Annotated in this window: 12 protein-coding genes; 6 read left to right on the top strand and 6 right to left on the bottom strand. The window is 41.6% G+C overall.

Features of this window, described 5'->3' with window-relative positions; all coding sequences use genetic code 11:
- Positions 1-53: 53 nt before the first annotated feature.
- The 5 genes from DFP82_RS00210 to DFP82_RS00230 all read right to left on the bottom strand — a co-directional run bounded on the left by DFP82_RS00210 (position 54) and on the right by DFP82_RS00230 (position 9,845).
- The gene (locus DFP82_RS00210; RefSeq protein WP_110921728.1) at positions 54-2,273 is read right to left on the bottom strand and encodes an ATP-binding protein; all 2,220 of its coding nucleotides are present in this window, start codon (positions 2,271-2,273) and stop codon (positions 54-56) included.
- A gap of 12 nt (positions 2,274-2,285) precedes the next feature.
- On the bottom strand, positions 2,286-3,164 hold the full coding sequence (locus tag DFP82_RS00215; RefSeq protein WP_110921729.1) for a transporter substrate-binding domain-containing protein: 879 nt from the start codon (positions 3,162-3,164) through the stop codon (positions 2,286-2,288).
- Positions 3,165-3,513: 349 nt separating this feature from the next.
- On the bottom strand, positions 3,514-4,773 hold the full coding sequence (locus DFP82_RS00220) for a multidrug effflux MFS transporter (RefSeq protein WP_110921730.1): 1,260 nt from the start codon (positions 4,771-4,773) through the stop codon (positions 3,514-3,516).
- 355 nt (positions 4,774-5,128) lie between these two features.
- Positions 5,129-5,941 (bottom strand): crotonase/enoyl-CoA hydratase family protein, encoded by an 813-nt coding sequence (locus DFP82_RS00225; RefSeq protein WP_110921731.1) that lies wholly within the window; start codon positions 5,939-5,941, stop codon positions 5,129-5,131.
- 334 nt (positions 5,942-6,275) lie between these two features.
- The gene (locus tag DFP82_RS00230; protein ID WP_110921732.1) at positions 6,276-9,845 is read right to left on the bottom strand and encodes a hybrid sensor histidine kinase/response regulator; all 3,570 of its coding nucleotides are present in this window, start codon (positions 9,843-9,845) and stop codon (positions 6,276-6,278) included.
- A gap of 511 nt (positions 9,846-10,356) precedes the next feature.
- Here DFP82_RS00230 and cysM point away from each other — a divergent pair.
- From cysM to DFP82_RS00260, 6 genes are all read left to right on the top strand, one after another.
- On the top strand, positions 10,357-11,340 hold the full coding sequence (cysM, locus tag DFP82_RS00235) for a cysteine synthase CysM (protein WP_425450579.1): 984 nt from the start codon (positions 10,357-10,359) through the stop codon (positions 11,338-11,340).
- Between the two features lie 107 nt (positions 11,341-11,447).
- Entirely contained in the window at positions 11,448-12,272 is an 825-nt protein-coding gene (locus DFP82_RS00240; protein WP_110921733.1) for a 3'-5' exonuclease, read from the top strand.
- A 73-nt stretch (positions 12,273-12,345) separates the two neighbouring features.
- Positions 12,346-13,887, top strand: coding sequence for a 23S rRNA (uracil(1939)-C(5))-methyltransferase RlmD (gene rlmD, locus DFP82_RS00245; protein ID WP_110921734.1), 1,542 nt, complete (start codon positions 12,346-12,348; stop codon positions 13,885-13,887).
- A 342-nt stretch (positions 13,888-14,229) separates the two neighbouring features.
- On the top strand, positions 14,230-16,782 hold the full coding sequence (locus tag DFP82_RS00250; protein ID WP_110921735.1) for a RelA/SpoT family protein: 2,553 nt from the start codon (positions 14,230-14,232) through the stop codon (positions 16,780-16,782).
- Positions 16,783-16,836: 54 nt separating this feature from the next.
- Entirely contained in the window at positions 16,837-17,775 is a 939-nt protein-coding gene (gene mutM, locus DFP82_RS00255) for a bifunctional DNA-formamidopyrimidine glycosylase/DNA-(apurinic or apyrimidinic site) lyase (RefSeq protein ID WP_110921736.1), read from the top strand.
- A 280-nt stretch (positions 17,776-18,055) separates the two neighbouring features.
- Entirely contained in the window at positions 18,056-18,496 is a 441-nt protein-coding gene (locus tag DFP82_RS00260; protein ID WP_110921737.1) for a hypothetical protein, read from the top strand.
- 121 nt (positions 18,497-18,617) lie between these two features.
- On the opposite strand, the gene mscL is transcribed toward DFP82_RS00260, so the two are convergent.
- Entirely contained in the window at positions 18,618-19,070 is a 453-nt protein-coding gene (mscL, locus tag DFP82_RS00265) for a large conductance mechanosensitive channel protein MscL (RefSeq protein WP_110921738.1), read from the bottom strand.
- Positions 19,071-19,163: the final 93 nt, after the last annotated feature.

Here is a 19,163-nt window from a genome sequence, read left to right on the forward strand (position 1 = left end):
TTACCTTTAATGAAGTGCTTGTCGTCCTTGACAATATAACCTGCTATTTTTAATTAAGCTTTAGGCAATGTAATAACAAACCGTGTCATCTGACCCAGCTCACTATTCACATTAAGCTTACCATCGTAATCTTTTACTTTCGCTTTGATGATATCAAGACCGACACCGCGGCCGCCGTCTTCATCTGCATCATCTTTAGTGGAAAATCCTGAAGAAAATAGCTGCTTAAGTAACTGACCTTTAGTCAACTTATTGGCTTCTTCAACACTAAAACGACCTTCTGTGCTTAATTTAGTACGAATGCTATCATAATCGATACCTTGACCATCATCTTGTACAATCAGCATGAAGTTCGAATCATTATTTTGCACTTCTAGGTCAATGGTTCCTACCTCAGCCTTACCAGTCAAATGACGAACACTTGGCGCTTCGATACCATGCACCACAGCATTACGTAGTAGCTGAATACTCATCTCTTTAAATGGCTTTGCTACATGTTCTGGTATATGCACTTGCGTTAGTGTACTACTCTTTACCTGCACTTGCTTACCCTGTCTTTCGGCAATATCTTTTACAAACTCTTCATAAAAAGACAAAAGACCATCATCCTCGTCACTATCTAGATCGATATCTTGACCGCCATCGATATCAACACTATCGACTGAGTCAGTTGATACTTGTGTCTCGACCATGACTGTTTTTGATGTGCTATTTTTAGCAAAATTATCACTTAGTATAAGCGATTCTTCTGCAGGTTTTGACGTCGTTGGTGCTGAGCGGTTGATACGCTCACCTAACGTCGAGATGGTATTTGATAAGCTTAATAAGTCATCTAAATGTACTGCCAATGGCAAGAAGTCATTGCCAGATAGCTGACCCTGGTTCTGTAATGCGTGCAATTTATCTTCCGCATCAGAGGCAATCTTCGTAAAGCTGTGTAGTTTTAGCGCAGATGCCTCACCTTTTAAACTATGCATCTCGCGGTAAATAGCTTTTAATTTTCCTTCAAGCTCATACTGCGAGCTACCAGGATTTTTCAAGATATTATTCATTTTTTCGATATGCATCTGAGTATTAATAATGAACTCATTAATAATCTTCGGATTTACATTTAAGATAGTGGTTAACATCTCAATTTGCATATCATTTTGTGAGCGCTCTTTCTCTAAACGCTGCTCTAAGTAAACGGCATCTGATACATCATTGACGTTAACCAAAATACGTGCAATGTCTTTATCATCATAAACTCGTGAAAACTTAAAGTCTAAGAAGCGATTATCTGTTGCTTTACTGCCAGACGCATTATGCAACATCACCTTATGCAAAGGATTGAGAGAATTCACCAATTTTTCTTTAACTCGTGGATTGTAGAGCTGCTCAATAAACTGCTGTGTTGTCTTCAAATCCTTATCAGAAATACGGCCACGTAAAACATTGGCAAAGTTCTCTCCTGATAACTGATCAGAACCGATAATACCGTTTAGTGCTTTAGAATGCTGTTGACCAATATTCAGATCTTTATCAAGCAAGAATAGACCCGTACTTACCGTTTCCATAATTTCTTGCGTTTCGCGACGAGCAGCGAACGCTTCAGCATCCGTTTCACGCAAACGACGTACAAAGAAGAATACGAAGATTAAGAAGTATGTGAAAATAGCAGCAACACCAAGTAGCTGAATCAATCGAATCGTCGTTGCTTGGCGTTCTGCACTATTAAACACGTCTTTAGTTAGATTATCTAAAGAGTCATTGATAAATAAACTTGATGTTTTTGCTTGCTCAACTGCTTGAGCCAGATCATCTTCTGAGGACACCATGATATTATCAGCATCTTTTAGGTATGTCTGAATCTTAGGCTCTAATGCTTTCCACTGCTCATCAGCTGCTGCAATATTTACTTGTGCATTGCTGTCAATATTTGGCAAATCATAGCTTTTGCCATCAGCGTCAGTAATTGTTCCACCTTGCTCGATAGCAGACAAAGAGCCAGTAATTAACGCAGTATTTTGCTCCAAACGGCTTAGGGAACGTTGTATGTGTGGAGAATTGGTATCCTCACCATAACTGTTATCTAAATCAAAAAGATCTTTAATTACCGCCTGTGCACTATTAGCAACTTGGTTGGTTTGATCAATTAAAGCGGTGTTTCTTTCTAATAAACTTGATGTATAAAAAGTAAAGGCTAACAAAGCACCGATTAGAGATAAAAACAGTGCAATCGAAACAATCAGACCTTGATAGCGCTTATTGTCAACGTTGGATATGGTTGCCATCTTCAGAATTCCTTAGTTCAATTGCTTATTAGTGATGTCAGAGGTGTCTTTATCAGCAGGGTCGGCTTCACCTAACCAGCGCTCTTCAATCTCTTTAAATGTTCCTTTTTCTTTAAGCTTGGCAATACCTTCGTTCACAGTCTTAATTAGCTTAGTGTTTTCTTTTGCCATTAACACTACTTGCTGTGCTGAAGGCGCATCTGCAGCTTCGTAAGGTACGATCGTAACTTTGTGCTCTGGATAACCTTTTACAATATATTGTAAGACTGGCATGTCATATAAGAAAACATCAGTATTACCCTGTATCAAATCTTGGTAAGCCAAAAATGCAGTAGATCTTGAGACTAGCTCAACTGAGCCACCCATCTCTTTTAGAGTATCTTCTTCTTTAGAGCCTTCTAGCGTACCTGTCTTCAAGCCTTTGATATCATTTAAACCATTGATATCAAACTTACCCTCTAAATACATAATAGTCGCTGGATTGAAGAAATAAGGCGTTGATAATCCATATCTTACTGCGCGATCGTCTTTATAAGAGATGCCTGAGATAGCTAGGTCACGCTTTCCTGACTCGACACTGTCGAACATATCTTGCCACGTTTCTTTATAAAACTCGACTTTAAAGCCCTGCTCTTCCCCAATAGCTCTAATAGAGTCAACGTCAGTGCCTTGCATATTTCCATAATCATCTTGAAATGAGAAAGGTGGTAAATCACCAGTCATCGCAACCTTTAATGTTGGCGCTGTATCAGGCAGACTACTAACAAAGTTATCCTTACTTTCCGTTACTGGTGTACCAGTAGTATTAGTATTCTCTTGAGTGGAAGAGTTACCACAGCCAAATAGGCCGACACTCAATACAATTGGTAACACTCGATATAACTGCATCATAATCTACCCTTTACGCTTAACGTTGTTATACATTTCAGTGAAAAATAATTTAGCAAGGTTATACAATATATTCGCAATACTTTCTTACAGAAAGTTACGTTTGATAATACTTATCTAAATTTATGATTGCAATAACTATGTTGGACAATTAGTAAAAAGTAATCTATAAAAAGAAAAAATTACATATATATAAGTTTATTTTTTAGGATCTAATTTTCAATAACCCTATGTTTAATAATTGATTTTTATATATTTCAAAGAAACCATGATACATAAAAAAAGCATTTATACGTACCAAACGTATAAATGCTTCTTAAAATATAATTAAAAAAATATTGCAGCTTCTAGATTACTCAGCATCATCCAAATTTAAGTTACGATCTATTTGCCAGATCAGGAAACAACCTAAGCCCATCAGTGCAAACATGGCAATACCGATTTTGAGCACTGGATTGACCGGAAATAGGTTTAATAATAATCCACCGAAAATACCAACAGAGAACATCAGTGAGCCTTGTAACGCACTCGCCATACCAGCGCGGCGCTTTTGGAAAGCAAGTGCAATAGCAGAGGCATTTGGCTGAGTCAGACCTAAACCTGAAATACAAAAGAAAATACAGGCAAGTACCAATGGTAGCCAAGCATCTGTACCCAAAAACAATCCTATGACGAAAAGCACGCCTGCAGAAATAACCTGCATCATCGCACCAAAGCGTAAGATACTCAGAATACGAAAGCGATTGGTCAACCATTGATTTAGCTGAGTCAGGCCCACAAAGCCTGCTGCGTTCATGCCAAACAACCAACCAAAATGAGTCGCTGATACACCATAAGTATCCATAATCAATTCAGAAGCTGAGCTGATGTAGACAAACATAGCCCCCATCAGCAAACCACCGCCAATCGCCGGATAGTTAAATGTTTTGTCTTTTAACAAGTCCCAGTACTGACTAAGCACTTCTTTTGCAGGGCGTACATTGCGGTTTTCTTCAGTCAGTGTTTCAAAAAAGAAAAACTTCGTAAGCAACAAATTAAGCGTACCAAAGGCCGCCAAAAACCAAAAGATAGAGTGCCAGCTAGAGAACTGTAGAAACAGCGCACCCAGTGATGGTGCTAATATTGGTGCCAGTCCCATCACCAAAATCATAATAGAAAATGCTTTTGCTGTTTGTTTGGCCGTCAAACGGTCACGAATCGCTGCACGAGTGACCACCGCTCCAACACAAGCGCCAAGTGCTTGCATCGTACGCCCGACGAATAAAACATACTCATTATCAGTGGTCGCACAGACGATTGAAGCGATGACATATAACGTCATGCCTATATATAACGGCTTTACTCGACCAACACGATCACTAAACGGCCCGTAAAACAGCTGACCGAACACCAAACCTAAAAAATAAGCTGGGACAGAGTTGGCCATAAAGGCAGTGGAGACACCAAAGTCATCCGCCATCGACGGTAGTGCCGGTAGATACATATCGATAGACAGCGGCCCTACCGCGACGATAAGTCCGAGCATCATAATCCATGCAACGGGCAAATCAGCAGAGCGTACGCGCTCAGAAGCGATAGGTTTGTTAGGCAAGGAGGATTTTTGAGCAGACATATTTAGGCCATTTTATATAGTGATTTTTATTTTATTATTCATACTTGCATTGTTTTAGCCTTTACTTAATATCGACAGCAAAGGCTATTAACAACAATAGTGTATAGTTACATACATCTGTACAAACAGACAATGCTATATCGCACTATCTGCTTGTATTTCAATGGAAGTATAACGTTAATAAAACAATCGCTAATCACTATAGTCATTTCACTATAAAAGTATTACTGCGTTAACCTCACTTGACGTATTTAACATACCTCTACACTTGGTTGCCTTGTACGACTTTTAAATTGAATCGACTATACAATGAATGCCTAAAATATAAATGACGATTTGTTTAATAAAAAATCGATTAGCGGAACTGACGTTTGCCAAATGCAGTACTGGCTTGCTTGGCTTTTCTGAGCGCAAGTTTGCGGTTTTGACCAAGCATCATTCTGAGCTGCCATACTTTTTCTTTATATAAGGTTGTCGCTGGCTGATGATGCATAGCATTGATGATACGCTTACTGGCTAGTACGGCATCAGGAGAGCGCTCTGCAAATTCAGCGGCAAGCTGCTGAGCCTGCTCAAGTGGTGTCTCGCTACAATGACTGACAAGCCCTAATGCCTTACCTTCATTAGCATCGATGATACGTGCACTCATGGCCAATTCTTTGAGCACATCCTCTCGCACCACGCCAAACGCCGATTGGGTCAAGCCCATATCTGGCACTAGGCCCCACTTGGCTTCCATAATAGACAGCTTACAATCGGGATGGCTGATGCGCACATCGCAAGCCAGCGCTAATTGCAGCCCTGCACCAATACAATAGCCTTCTAATACAGCAATCACTGGTACAGGCACATCGCGCCAAGCAAGACAAACGCGTTGGAACGAGCTTTGCCATGGCTTTATGAGTTCCCAAAATGCAAATACCTTGTTTTTTGGATGGTTTAAATCACCCAAATCGATACCTGCACAGAACGTGCCTTCTGCACCATTTAAAATAACCGCTCGTATCATTTTATCTTTGCTAATACGACCTGCCAAAGCAATCAATTCCCTCACTACTTTGAAACTCATGGCGTTTTTTTTGTGTGGGCGATTCAGCGTCACCGTTAATATATTATCAGTGATAGCAACTTTTAAGGTTTCATACTGGTCAGTGGCAATTGGGCTCATAACAATCCTTATTAATGAATAAAATATAGCGCTGGTATTTTAAGGTTCAACAGACTCCAATATTAGCAGGCTTATCTCTACCCTACCGCAGCAATAACTGACTGCGACGGTACTATATTCAATCCTCTATAAATTAGATATGGTATCAGTCTCGTTTAGTCTACTACTTTTAACACTTTCACTCGCCTTCCTTGTGTCCAAATTACATTGAATCGACTATATATAAAAAGTGTCATATATAAGTCGCTCATGAACTATCACAAAGCCATTTATCAAAAAGCCACTTATCAAAAAATCACGGACGTTATAATTAATAATTTATTTTATTATTTAATTAGATCATTTTCCACGTCATATCATTTTCACTTAAACGATGATAATTAAGCTGAGGATAGCCAGATAAATCTAACATCTGCAAATTATTTAACGCTGCTATTAATCCCTCGTAATACGGCTCAAGCATAGCAAACTGAGCGGGAGTCGTATGCTGCACATTCAATAAGCATTTATCTTCTAGGTCTTGACTGGCCTGACGTAACTGCGGTACACCTGTATAACGACTACCACCTAATATGCGATGGGCAATTTGCGCCAGCATGTTACGATCCCCAGTTTCCCATGCCTGAGTTAATGCCTGCTTTTCATCATTTATGGTGTCAAGCATCATAATAATGAGCTTGGCTGCCAAATCAGGTTTATTCGCTGAGCGATTGAGCGCGTCTTGCCAATCTAGAATATTTGAAGCGTCTATATCTTTAGCCCCTACATGACCATCATGTAGGTTATGTTTACTGGGATAGTTACTGCCGTCTAGACCCTTTCTGCTTTGTTCATATGCTGCCGAATCTGTACGAGCGATTACTCTGTTGTAAGAGCTGCCTATCGGTTTTTTTGGTGCTGATAATAGTGGCACTTGGCCATGTTTATTTAAGTGTAATCCTTCATAACGAGGCTGAGTCTCACGCGGTGGTTCTCGTCTATGATCGTCACGAGGCTGACTATCTCGCAGGTAGTCATCACGAATTTTCTTCAATGATAAAGGGCGAGTAATCTTTTGCGGATTTATGCTATCAGATACGCCATCTCTAGTAATCCCATTACTTTTTGACATAGAACCTGTCGTGACAGTTGCATCAGTAGGCCAAGTTGACTGGTTTTCAATTTCTCTATTTTGCCAATCGCTAGGTTGAGCGCTATTGCTTATCGAGTGGCCGATTACCGGATCGATAGCGCCTAAGCTCTGTTCTGACAAATCGCTTTCATTCAAACCAATACTTTGCAAGTCAGTGTCAGGCAGCAGCATCGATTCTGATGTTGTTGTACGTCCAAGCCATTTCTGTAGTACTTGCAGTAACTGCGGCTGACTAATAGGCTTACCAACATAGTCGTTGATGCCACTGGCAATGAGCTTGTCACGCTCGTCAGCCAACCCATGTGCCGTCAGAGCAATGATAGGAATACGGTTATCATCACTCTCAATATTACGAATTTGGCGGGCTGCCTCATGCCCTGACATACGCGGCATTTGAATATCCATAAAGATTAAATCAATACTGCCTTTATCTTGAGTAGCCGCTTTATCTTCAGTATTTGCCTCTTCATAAAGCGCACTGTTTGATTTTTTGTTCACCTCATCGCGCGCTTCGGCTTTAGATATCTGGGTTTTATTTGACAAGCTTTGCTTATCATTTTTCGATGATTTAGTATGTTTGGTTTGTTGCTTACTAATAATTTCTATGGCATCAAAACCACTACTCGCTGTCACCACCTGAATACCCAGCTCGCTCAGCAAAGCGTCTAGCACCAGTAAATTGGGTAGATGATCATCGACTGCTAGTACCGTCACCCCTTTCCACCGTGGCTCTTGCAGGCTTTTTGCAACACTGCGTTTCTGCGTGTCTAGCATGGCATAGAGCTGTCTTTTATCTAATGGCTCATACAATATGTTGGCGTGATAGCGATTTAAGAGCGCTTGGTCGGCCGCCACTTGGTAGCCAAACACGGCAAGCTTACCTTGATAATGTAGACGAATTTGTTTTAGCAGCGCCATCATATCGTCTTGTGTATCATCATCAACGATGACCCAGTCCCAATAATTGCCGCGTTCTTTTAATGACTCAAGTACACCCGGTAATGAGTTCGCTTGGGTAAGCGTAATCGGTAAATACTGTAAGCTGGCTTTGAGCACTTGAATAGATGCCGTATGATTAATCCACACCAACACATTAAACTCATCGGTCTCACTTGCCAGCGGCGCTAATACTGGTAGCTCAATCGTCTGACCAGTAGCGGCCTCTAGCACGTCAACATGTGCTGGCATACGAAACCAAAACGTTGCGCCTTGATTGGCAATGTTTTCTTGGGCATTGTCATGAAAACCAATATCACCGCCCATCAGTCGCGTCAGTTGCTTAGATATGACTAGACCCAATCCGGTACCACCGTATTGACGAGTAATTGATGGGTCACCTTGGCTAAAGCTCTGGAACAGCATTTTCTGATCTTCTAAAGAAATACCTTTGCCACTATCCTGTACACTAATCATTAGGTAGTTGTCACGATGATCATCCAAACTGACGCGTACGACCACATCGCCACTGTCAGTGAACTTAATCGCATTACCTACGATATTGGTCAGTACTTGCTTGAGACGCAGAGCATCACCGTTGATACGCATCGGCACATCATTATAAAAGAGCACGGCCATGCGCAAACCTTTCTCTGCTGAGACTGGAGAGAGCATATCAACCACATCATAAATGGTGTCATAGAGATCGAACTCATGGCGATCGAGTACCAGTTTACCGGCTTCAATTTTGGAGAAATCCAAGACATCATTGACCAATGCAAGTAAATGCGCAGAAGACTTACGTATGGTTTGCACATACAAATCTTGCTCAGGATTCAATTCACCATGACGTGCCAGCAGATTGATGAAACCATCGATACTATTAAGAGGTGTACGCAACTCATGGCTGATATTGGCCAAAAATGCTGACTTGGCTTGGCTGGTTGAGATAGCTGCATCACGCGCATTACGAATAGAGATGTTTTGCATCTCCATCTCATCAAATGCCAAACGCAAATCGTCTTCGGTTTGCTCAGCATGATCTTTAAGCTCCTGAAAGCTCATATGCAAGCGGCGCAACGTCCTAACCAAATCTTGCTGTAGTAGATTTAGCTCGCCATCTGACTCAACTGGAATTGGATAATATAGGTTGTCGACATGGGTACGCTGTAGCTGTAATCGCAGCTCATAGATAGGTGCTATCCAGCGCTTTGAATAAATATTTAAACTAAGTAATAGAATTAGAATAGTGAACAAGCCCGTAATCACTAGCGCCATGGCAATACGATAACGCGCAATATACAGCGGCTCATTGTCCATATCGACGAGCAACCACAGTCGTTGCCCTTCAAACTCACCCAACACACTGCCATAAGCGGTACCAATAGGCGTTAGTTCTTGCGATAAAAACTTTGCTTTGGTATCTATTGCAGGCCACGCTTCACCTAACCCATAACCGACTGCTGCGAGTACTTGATTGTTTTCATCAATAATAGCGATACGCTGTACGTGCTGCTCAGACTGCATACGACCCAATTTATCTTGGATACCTTCCAGCTTTGTAATCACAGTTTGCGGCGTTTCACCTACATGAATTTCGCTGATGTCTTGATTGCGCTCTTGCTCTAATAGTTCAGGAATGAGGTCTGCAATCACTGGTGTATAGCGAATCAGCACGGCCTCAGCCAAGACGCCTTGCTCTGAATTACTGGCACGCATGGTTTCATAAAACACCAAAATACCGCCGACGGCTGCTAACACACAAATTGGTAAAAATACCAATATGATCAATTGGTCATACGCACTGCTAGTATCAAAACGTTTTTTGTATGCCATGCTGTCGTCACTCTCTATTGGGAATTTTGCTATGTATATGGATACGGTGTCGGTCTTGCTTAGTCTACTACTTACAGTACTTTCACTCGGCTTTCTGGTATCTAAATTATATTGAACCGACTATATCAATAGCAGTGGCAATCTATTTTGCCTAAGAATAAATTTTATAAATATCTCAGCTATTTTAACAACATTTATAGATTCTAATCGATGAAGGTGATATGGCTAATGATTGATGCCGAAACCGTCTTTTAGCTGTCTAGCTATTTCTAGACACCACTCATTTACCAAAATCTGTTGATGCCATCAGCGTAGCCAAAAACAAAATGATATAATGACGCAACTTTCTACCAGTTGCTATTTTTTTGTGATTGTCACAATACAATCAACTACGAAATCATTAGCTTACCCTGATAGCAACCGTATTGACATCTTGACTCAAAAACTAAAATTATATTTAAGAAATACACTATTATTCAAAAATCAATTTTAAAATTAATAAGGATACTTTATGTCCGCTCCGGCTATGTTAAAGGCTAACTATATTACTCAAGTGACGACGCTTGCTGATTGCGTCGGTCAAACGCCGTTGGTTAAATTGCAACGTCTACCTGAGACAGAGCAGTTAACCAATGGCGCTACGTTATTGGCCAAGCTTGAGGGTAATAACCCTGCTGGCTCCGTCAAAGACCGTCCTGCTTTTAACATGATTTATCAAGCAGAACAGCGTGGTGACATCAAGCCTGGCGACATGTTAATTGAAGCGACTAGCGGTAATACGGGTATTGCCTTAGCCATGGTCGCGGCGATGCGTGGCTATCCAATAACACTACTGATGCCAACCAACTCAACCCAAGAACGTAAAGATGCCATGATTGCCTATGGTGCAACGTTAATCGAGGTTGATGAAGGGATAGAAGCGGCGCGTGATTTGGCATTGCAAATGCAAACATCGGGTGAAGGTATTGTATTAGATCAGTTCAACAACCCTGATAACAGTCAGGCACATTACTTGACCACAGGGCCTGAACTGTGGGCGCAAACTGAGGGTAAAATCACGCATTTTATTAGCTCAATGGGCACCACTGGTACTATTACAGGTGTCTCACGATATCTGAAAGAACAAAATCCTGATATTAGAATCATCGGCTTGCAACCTGATGAAGAAGCTGCGATTGCAGGTATCCGTCGTTGGCCTGCTGCTTACATGCCTGGTATCTTCGATGCAGACTTAGTCGACGAAGTCATGGATATTAATCAGCGTGTCGCAGAGATTTATATGCGCAAACTGGCCAAAACCGAAGGCATCTTCGCAGGTGTTTCTTCAGGGGCAGCAGCATGGGCAGCGGTACAAGTCGCTAAAGAAAATCCTAATGCCGTTATTGCATTTATCGTATGCGATCGTGGCGATCGTTACTTATCAACGGGTTTGTATAACGTTGACGACAGCAATGTTGATGATAGCAATGCCAATAACAGCCTAGAAGTTAAGTAACGAACAGACAACGCTGCTCAATATCGTTGGTTCAATTTAAGAGAGATTAATGCTATCACTCTTATATGCTGGATTGACGATAAGTTGATAAATAGTCAGGATTAACTATGTCACAAGCCCGACCCTCCGACCCTATATTGGTCTTTAATATCGAGACTGTCGCCGATACGGATGCGGCGCGCCGTATCTATCCGCAATTGGCTGAACTCAATGATGCGGATACGCTAAGTGCTTTGACAGCTATCCGTATGCAAGAAGCTGGGCACGATTTTATGCGCCTGCCACTACAGCGTATTGTCTGTATCTCTGCTTTATACATTAAAGACGGTAATTTCTCTTTGTTTTCGTTGACTGCAGATAAATTTAGCGAAAAAGACATTCTCACTAAATTCGTTCGAGCATTTAGTGACCTTGAAAAGCTACCGCAACTGATCAGTTGGAACGGCTCAGGTTTTGATATCCCTGTGTTGATATATCGCGCCATGCAGTACGATTTGTCAGCGCCATGGTTATTTGAAGAAGGCGATCGCATTAAAAATATGCGCTTTGATAACTATATTAACCGCTTCCACACCCGTCATCTTGATTTGATGGACAGGTTCAGTCAGTACGGTGCCAGCCACCGCGAAGCCATGGATATTGTCGCAAGCCTTTATGGCCTACCCGGCAAAACTAATATTGATGGCAGCATGGTGGGTGACCTCGTTACTAATGAGGATTGGCAAGCGCTATCCATCTATTGCGAGTCTGACGTCATGAATACGTGGCTCATCTATCTGCGCTGGTTGCGTTTAACCGGGCAATTATCCTCACAAGACTTTGACAGTTGGCAGCAGCAGAGCTATGACTATTTAGTAAAACATACCCAAGCAGATGGCAGCATACGTCATCAAGCCTTCATAGCTGACTGGTCATCTGCACCCAACTCATAAAAACACCTCATTTTAAGCAGTCGCTTTTACTTTTATTTCTTTGTTATTTATCATTTATTATTAAGGCAGGTTTATGCAACCCACCGATTCAAAAACGTCTATAGCATCTGACGCAGCGCCACAAACTAACGATAGACAATCCATCGTCGTTCCACCAAATAAGAAAAAATCTAAGCCATCATCAAAAACACGTCGTCGCCTAAAAGATGCAGAACCGATTCCTTTTACCATCGATAGATTGTCGCATGATGGTCGCGGTGTTGCTATCTATGGCAATGGTTTTGGGGTTGACGATGGTCATGCTGAAGACAAGCATGGCAAAACAACCTTTGTCAGTTTTGCGCTGCCAGGTGAAAGCGCATTAGTCAAAATAACCAATAGTCGTGCCAGTTTTGAGGAAGGCGATGCAATCAGCATCACTGCCAACCCAAATCCTGAACGTACTGTACCGCCCTGCCCTCATTTTGGCGTTTGCGGTGGCTGTAACTTGCAGCATTGGCAGCCAGAAAGTCAAATTAGCTTTAAGCAATCTGTACTGGCCGAGATGCTTATACACCAAGCCAATGTAGAGCCTGATAATTGGCTTGCCCCTGTCGTTGGTGATCGCCTTGGTTATCGTACCAAAGCAAGATTGGGTGTACGTTATGTCACCAAAAAAGAAACGGCTTTGGTTGGTTTCCGTGAGCGCTCAAGTAACTTTTTAGCGGAGTTAAATGAGTGTCATATCTTAGACCCACGCATTGGTTTTGAGATTGAAAACTTAAAAGCGTTGATCAGCACGTTAGAGAGTCGTAATAAGATTGCTCAGCTTGAATTGGCCATGGGTGAGCAGATACCTGAGTTGCCAGATGGCAATCAGCCAGTTGCCCTTATCGTGCGTAACTTAGAGCCATTGTCAGACGGTGATGTAGAAAAGCTAAAAGTATTTTTTGCGGCACGTAATTGGCAGTTATATTTACAGTCTAAAGGTGCTGACAGCATCCAACGTATTGCATTGACGGATGCGGATGACATGAGCCAACAGTTTGGACGTCTGTATTACCAACTGCCAGAGTACGATTTGACCTTTGAATTTATCCCGACTGACTTTACTCAAGTCAATCTATCTGTGAATCGTCAAATGACCAAGCTCGCTTGCGATTTATTAGACCTAAAAGCAGGTGAACGCGTACTGGATCTATTTAGTGGCCTAGGTAACTTTAGCTTACCACTTGCGCGACTCGTCGGTGAGACAGGTTCCGTAGTCGGCGTGGAAGGAAGCGAAGCCATGACCGCACGCGCAGCAGATAATGCACGTCGCAATGGTATCAATAATACTGAGTTTTATAGCCAAGATTTGATACATGATTGCACTGATAAACCTTGGGCCAACCAAGGGTTTGATGCGTTACTAATCGATCCACCGCGCTCTGGTGCGTGGGAGATTATGCAGTATTTACCTAAATTTAATGCTGAGCGAATCGTTTACGTTTCTTGTAATCCTGCAACACTTGCACGTGATACAAAAGCATTATTAGAACAGGGCTATCGTCTGACACATGCTGGCGTGATGGATATGTTCTGCCATACTGGCCATGTTGAGTCTATCGCTCGCTTCGAAAAAGTAGCCGTTTAATCTCTTACTTCTTAAGTGAACTACTGAACGTGCAAAATAGCAGCAGCGTTAATAAATAACAGCTATTTGCCCTGATTAACAGCAGACATTACATAGCCTTGCTTGATTTGTCATCTCAAAATGGGATAATAGTAAACAACTTTTCTATGTTTAGAAAATCAGAACTTAGTAAACGTTCATACTCATAGCTTTATATATTTTACACGCATTTTATAGCTGCTAAAAATCGCTTTTTAGCAGTCGTATTGGTTTATATCTAATACTTTATGAAAATACAAATTTGAAATGTATGTACAGTAGACGGGGTTATACTCAATTCAAAATAGCTAAGAGGAGTCGGCTATGGTAAAAATTCGTGAAGGATTACCGCTAGTGGATGGACAGACCACACAAGCCGATAGTGCAACGCTTGCAGCCCAGCTGGTTGCGAGCCAACGCTCTCATCAGTCTGCCAATAGCTATGCCCAAATCCCACTCGATATCAAATACCAGCTAGCAACTCATAAGCTACACACCACTTTTGATCGCTCAGCCTTACATGCTTTTCATAGCCATGATCCAAAGCTTGAGAACGAGTATTCTGATAATCCGCTGTTGGATGATAACAATACGCTCTCTGAAGTAGAAATTGAAGCTATTGACTTGGATCAAGTTAATATCGACGTTCCCACATGGCTAGACAATGTAGCCAAACGTATTGGGCAAGACTCTGTCCCTAACCTGCATGCTGCTTGTGAATTTATTCGCAATCATATGAATACTAGCGAGTCTGAACGCTCAGGCGCTTATGTCACTGGTATTGGTATGACCGACATATTGACCTATCTTTACCAAGATGAAGATGCGCTTGTTGCTGCCATGCTCTATCGTAGTGCACGTAAATCTATCATTAGCCTCGCTGAGATAGAAAAAAACTTTGGGTCTGATATATCTACCTTAGTCAAAGATGCCTTGGCAATGGGTAAGCTGTCTGAGATTATCGAGAGCAATAAGCGCTTAGAAGATCACTTCGTGAACAATCAGCGTGACCAGCTATCCAATATTTATAGCATGCTCATCTCTGTCACTAACGATGTACGCGTTGTACTGATTAAGCTGTCTGAGCGTACCTTTGCCATGCGTGAGCTGACTTTCTCTAGTGTAGCCAGGCAAAATCGTGTCGCACGTGAAGTCATGACTATCTATGCCCCATTAGCGCATCGACTGGGTATCGCACAACTGAAATGGGAACTTGAGGATTTAGCTTTTCGCTATCTTGCACCTGATCGCTACAAAGAGATTGCCAAGCTACTATCCGAAAAACGCAGTGAGCGTGAGTCCTATATTCAGCGCGTGCAAAACAAACTCAATGAAGCGTTAGCAGAAGCCAACATCGAAGGTGAGGTTTCTGGACGTGTCAAACATATCTATTCGATTTACCGAAAAATGAAGCTCAAAGGCTTATCATTTGATCAGCTTTATGATATTCGTGCATTGCGAGTACTGGTTACTAACCCTTCAGACTGCTACCACGTCTTAGGTTTGGTCCATGGGTTATGGCGCTATATCCCTGAACAGTTTGATGACTATATCACCAATCCAAAATCTAACGGGTATCGCTCGCTACATACTGCCGTGATTGCGAAAAATAAATCTCTCGAAGTACAGATTCGTACACATGAGATGCATTTTGAAGCAGAGCTTGGCATGTGCGCGCATGTTAACTACAAAGAAGGTTTGAAGAATAAAAAGGATAATTACCTCAATCAAAGAATCAGCTCTCTGCGTCAACTTTTATCTATTAATAATGAAACACGCAATCAGCTACGGTCATCTTCATTAACAGGTGAGGATCTCGATGAGATAGAGCTCGACGAAGAAGAGCAACTCGTTGATTTTGATGAGCTAGAACGTATTTATATCTTCAGCCGTGATGGTGATATTACCGAATTACCAAAAGGTGCGACCGTTCTTGATTTTGCTTACTACGTGCATACTCAAGTTGGCAATCGTGCGCAAGCTGCTCGAGTCAATCAACGCTATGTGCCGCTCACCTATCAGCTCAAAACGGGTGAACAAGTTGAAATCATCACTAAGGCATCACGTGAACCTAATCGCGATTGGCTGGTTGCCTCGCTCGGTTATATTCACACCAACCGTGCACGCTCAAAACTAAGACAATGGTTTAACAAACAAGACCGTGATAAGAATATTGAGATTGGTCGTCAAATGCTCAGCAAAGAGCTTGAACGACTATCGGTACATCCAAACAGTATCGATTTGAACGATTATCTTCAGCATTTCAATGCCAATACTACCGACGATATTATCGTTGGCTTGGTCACCGGTGATATCGGTCTAAACCAGTTAACCAGCCACATCTCGCGACAGCTACATCTAGAGCCTGAAAGGCCTCCTGAAGACTTTATACCCAGTGTAGATAATAGAGACACTGGTAAACTTGATGCCTATAAGATTCACATTGATGGTCTGGATAATATCGAAGTGAACCTAGCAGGTTGCTGTCATCCTGTACACGGTGAGCCAATTGCTGGTTACATTACGTTGTCACGAGGGGTCAGTGTTCATAATCGTGGCTGCCCTGAGTATTCGCGTCTCATCGAGCGAGACCCTGAGCGTGCGATAGAAGCCGCTTGGCGAGTACAATCTGGTCGTTATCAACCCGTTGATATCCATGTAGAGGCTTATGATAGACGAGGGCTATTGCGTGACTTGACACAAATTATTGATAAAGAAAACGTCAATATTCGTCAGGTTCAGACACTTAGCAATGACGATAATATTGCCTTTTTGAAATTTCATATTGAAGTTTCGGGACTGGCTCATTTGTCTAAACTGCTAGCTAAACTAGAGCAACAGCATGGTATCTTGCATGCTCGTCGCGCCGTTGTTTAAATACAAGCCTAGCTATACATATTCACTTAATCATAAAGTTGCCATAGAAATATCATGCCTGAATTGCCTGAAGTAGAAACGACCAAAACTAGCCTAGCGCCGTTACTAGGGCAACAGGTTATCGATGTAAAAATATTTCAGCCGAAGCTACGCTGGGCGATGCCAGATGACTTAGATATCTTGGTTGATTTCACACTAGATAGTGTCGAGCGCCGAGCAAAATATTTAATACTGAACTTTTTACCTGCATCATCTAATGATAGTAGCGCAGTGGTGCAATCTGATAAGCTAGCACCTCGAGAGCTTTTAATTCATTTAGGCATGTCAGGTAGCTTACAGCAGCACAGTTACGGTACAGATAAACGCAAACATGATCATTTAGTAATAGTGTTCAATAATGCTGATAATATCAAATCCCAGCTACACTATTATGACCCAAGACGATTTGGCTCGGTATTATGGTATCAAGATTATAGCGCCAAGCTATTGGACCACCTAGGTCCTGAGCCACTTTCAGATACATTTACTGCGGACTATCTATACCACTTGATTCAACGTACAAGCGTATCTAGTGAAAACGCCGTGTCCACAGTCACAAATAAAGCTAAATCAAAAAAGCAACCTATCTCCCGCCCTATCAAGTCAGTTATCATGGAGCAGCAGGTGGTGGTAGGTGTAGGGAATATCTATGCCACAGAAAGCTTGTATTTATCAGGCATTCACCCAGCCACACCTTCTCATCAATTATCGTACGAGCAGATCGTTCTATTAGTTGATCACATTAAAGTTATCCTAAAAAAAGCGATAGCACTTGGCGGTTCGACACTAAGAGATTTTACCGTTGCTAGCGGTCAAACAGGTTACTTTCAGCAGACATTAAACGTTTACGGTAGACAAGGTGAAGCGTGTCCAGATTGTCAGACAACACTTGAGAATATCAAGCTTAATGGCCGAGCCAGTGTCTTTTGCCCTAGTTGTCAACCAATGGGTTAACCATAATTTTCAGTAATTTTACCTACCCGTTTCGATCTACAATCAACAGCGTAGTAATTTCATTTGAATGTCTTATATTTTTTCATTCAAACCAGCATATCATGCGCATTTTTGTTGCTTATTAACGCACATCTTGCTTTAATAGTAATAACACTTACATAAATAGTGCATACGGTTTATTTATCTGTAATATTTAGCTTACCTATCGCTGCGAGGATATTTTTTTGTAGAAATATCAGCAGCCACTAATCATACCAATTGTGAATTTTAGGATATCGTTATGACTGTTAAAGCCAAGAAACAACGCACAGTTAAGCAAAAAGCTTTTACTGTTGCTACCAGCTTAAGTCTGTTGGTCGCTAGCATGCAGCCAGCCTTGGCCGCAATAGAGATTGATGAAACTGACTTTGGGCCTTCCTACGGAACCATGGTTGCGGATGCTACCGTAGGCAAGCCTCTTCAACTGGTCGGCGCCGTTGCTGGTACTGCACTCTATCTTGTTAGCCTACCTTTCTCCCTAATCGGTGGCAACGCAGATCAAGCGCAGCAGAAGCTATTTGTCGAGCCTTGGGATGCGATGGGCCGTTGCTTAGGCTGCTCTGTTGCTGAAGACAACTATTATAAGTCACAAGCAAATGATAACAACCTTGTGCGTATCGTCGTCGACCAACCATCAGAAATTTTAATCAATACAAACGACTACGTAATCGTTAATCCATAAGCAGTTATTTTTAAGTATATTGCATTATAATATATAGATACTAAATCTAATTTGTTTGTAAATTGACAATAAAAAAGGCTAACGTCGCGTTAGCCTTTTTTATTTGCTACATTAAATGACTTTATTTAGAGATGTCAGTATTACTTAATTTGGCACTAATTTCACGAAGTAATAGCACTTCTTCTGAAGGCTCCACAATGGCCTCTACCACTTCTTCTACTTCTTGAGCACGGCGCATTTTATTTACCGTTCTAACCATCATAAAGATAATGAAAGCTAAAATTAGGAAGTTAATAAGCACCGTAATAAAGTTACCATATGCTAATACTGGAACACCCGATTCTTTAAGTGCATCATAGGTCATAGCAATACCTTCAGGTGCATCCCCTAATACTAAGAACATGTTCTTAAAGTCAATTTCGCCACCGAATATAAAGGCGACGATAGGCATGATAATGTCTGCCACAAGAGAAGTTGTGATGGTTGCAAAAGCACCACCAATGATGACACCAACTGCTAGGTCCATCACATTACCTTTTAACGCAAACTCTTTAAACTCAGATACCATACTCATTATTTTTCCCCAAAGTTTATCTATAACCAGATATCTATCTATCTAATTGTCGCCACAATCGGCTTTAATAGTAATTATTGAATATATTAATAC

Origin of the sequence: Psychrobacter fozii (assembly GCF_003217155.1) — a bacterium.
GTDB lineage: Bacteria > Pseudomonadota > Gammaproteobacteria > Pseudomonadales > Moraxellaceae > Psychrobacter > Psychrobacter fozii.

Coding starts and splice junctions, on each gene's coding strand:
- DFP82_RS00240 (WP_110921733.1), top strand. CDS start 11,448: ATGTCACAAGCCCGACCCTCCGACCCTATATTGGTCTTTAATATCGAG.
- DFP82_RS00220 (WP_110921730.1), bottom strand. CDS start 4,773: ATGTCTGCTCAAAAATCCTCCTTGCCTAACAAACCTATCGCTTCTGAG.
- DFP82_RS00225 (WP_110921731.1), bottom strand. CDS start 5,941: ATGAGCCCAATTGCCACTGACCAGTATGAAACCTTAAAAGTTGCTATC.
- DFP82_RS00210 (WP_110921728.1), bottom strand. CDS start 2,273: ATGGCAACCATATCCAACGTTGACAATAAGCGCTATCAAGGTCTGATT.
- rlmD (WP_110921734.1), top strand. CDS start 12,346: ATGCAACCCACCGATTCAAAAACGTCTATAGCATCTGACGCAGCGCCA.
- cysM (WP_425450579.1), top strand. CDS start 10,357: ATGTCCGCTCCGGCTATGTTAAAGGCTAACTATATTACTCAAGTGACG.
- mutM (WP_110921736.1), top strand. CDS start 16,837: ATGCCTGAATTGCCTGAAGTAGAAACGACCAAAACTAGCCTAGCGCCG.
- DFP82_RS00215 (WP_110921729.1), bottom strand. CDS start 3,164: ATGATGCAGTTATATCGAGTGTTACCAATTGTATTGAGTGTCGGCCTA.
- DFP82_RS00230 (WP_110921732.1), bottom strand. CDS start 9,845: ATGGCATACAAAAAACGTTTTGATACTAGCAGTGCGTATGACCAATTG.
- DFP82_RS00250 (WP_110921735.1), top strand. CDS start 14,230: ATGGTAAAAATTCGTGAAGGATTACCGCTAGTGGATGGACAGACCACA.
- DFP82_RS00260 (WP_110921737.1), top strand. CDS start 18,056: ATGACTGTTAAAGCCAAGAAACAACGCACAGTTAAGCAAAAAGCTTTT.
- mscL (WP_110921738.1), bottom strand. CDS start 19,070: ATGAGTATGGTATCTGAGTTTAAAGAGTTTGCGTTAAAAGGTAATGTG.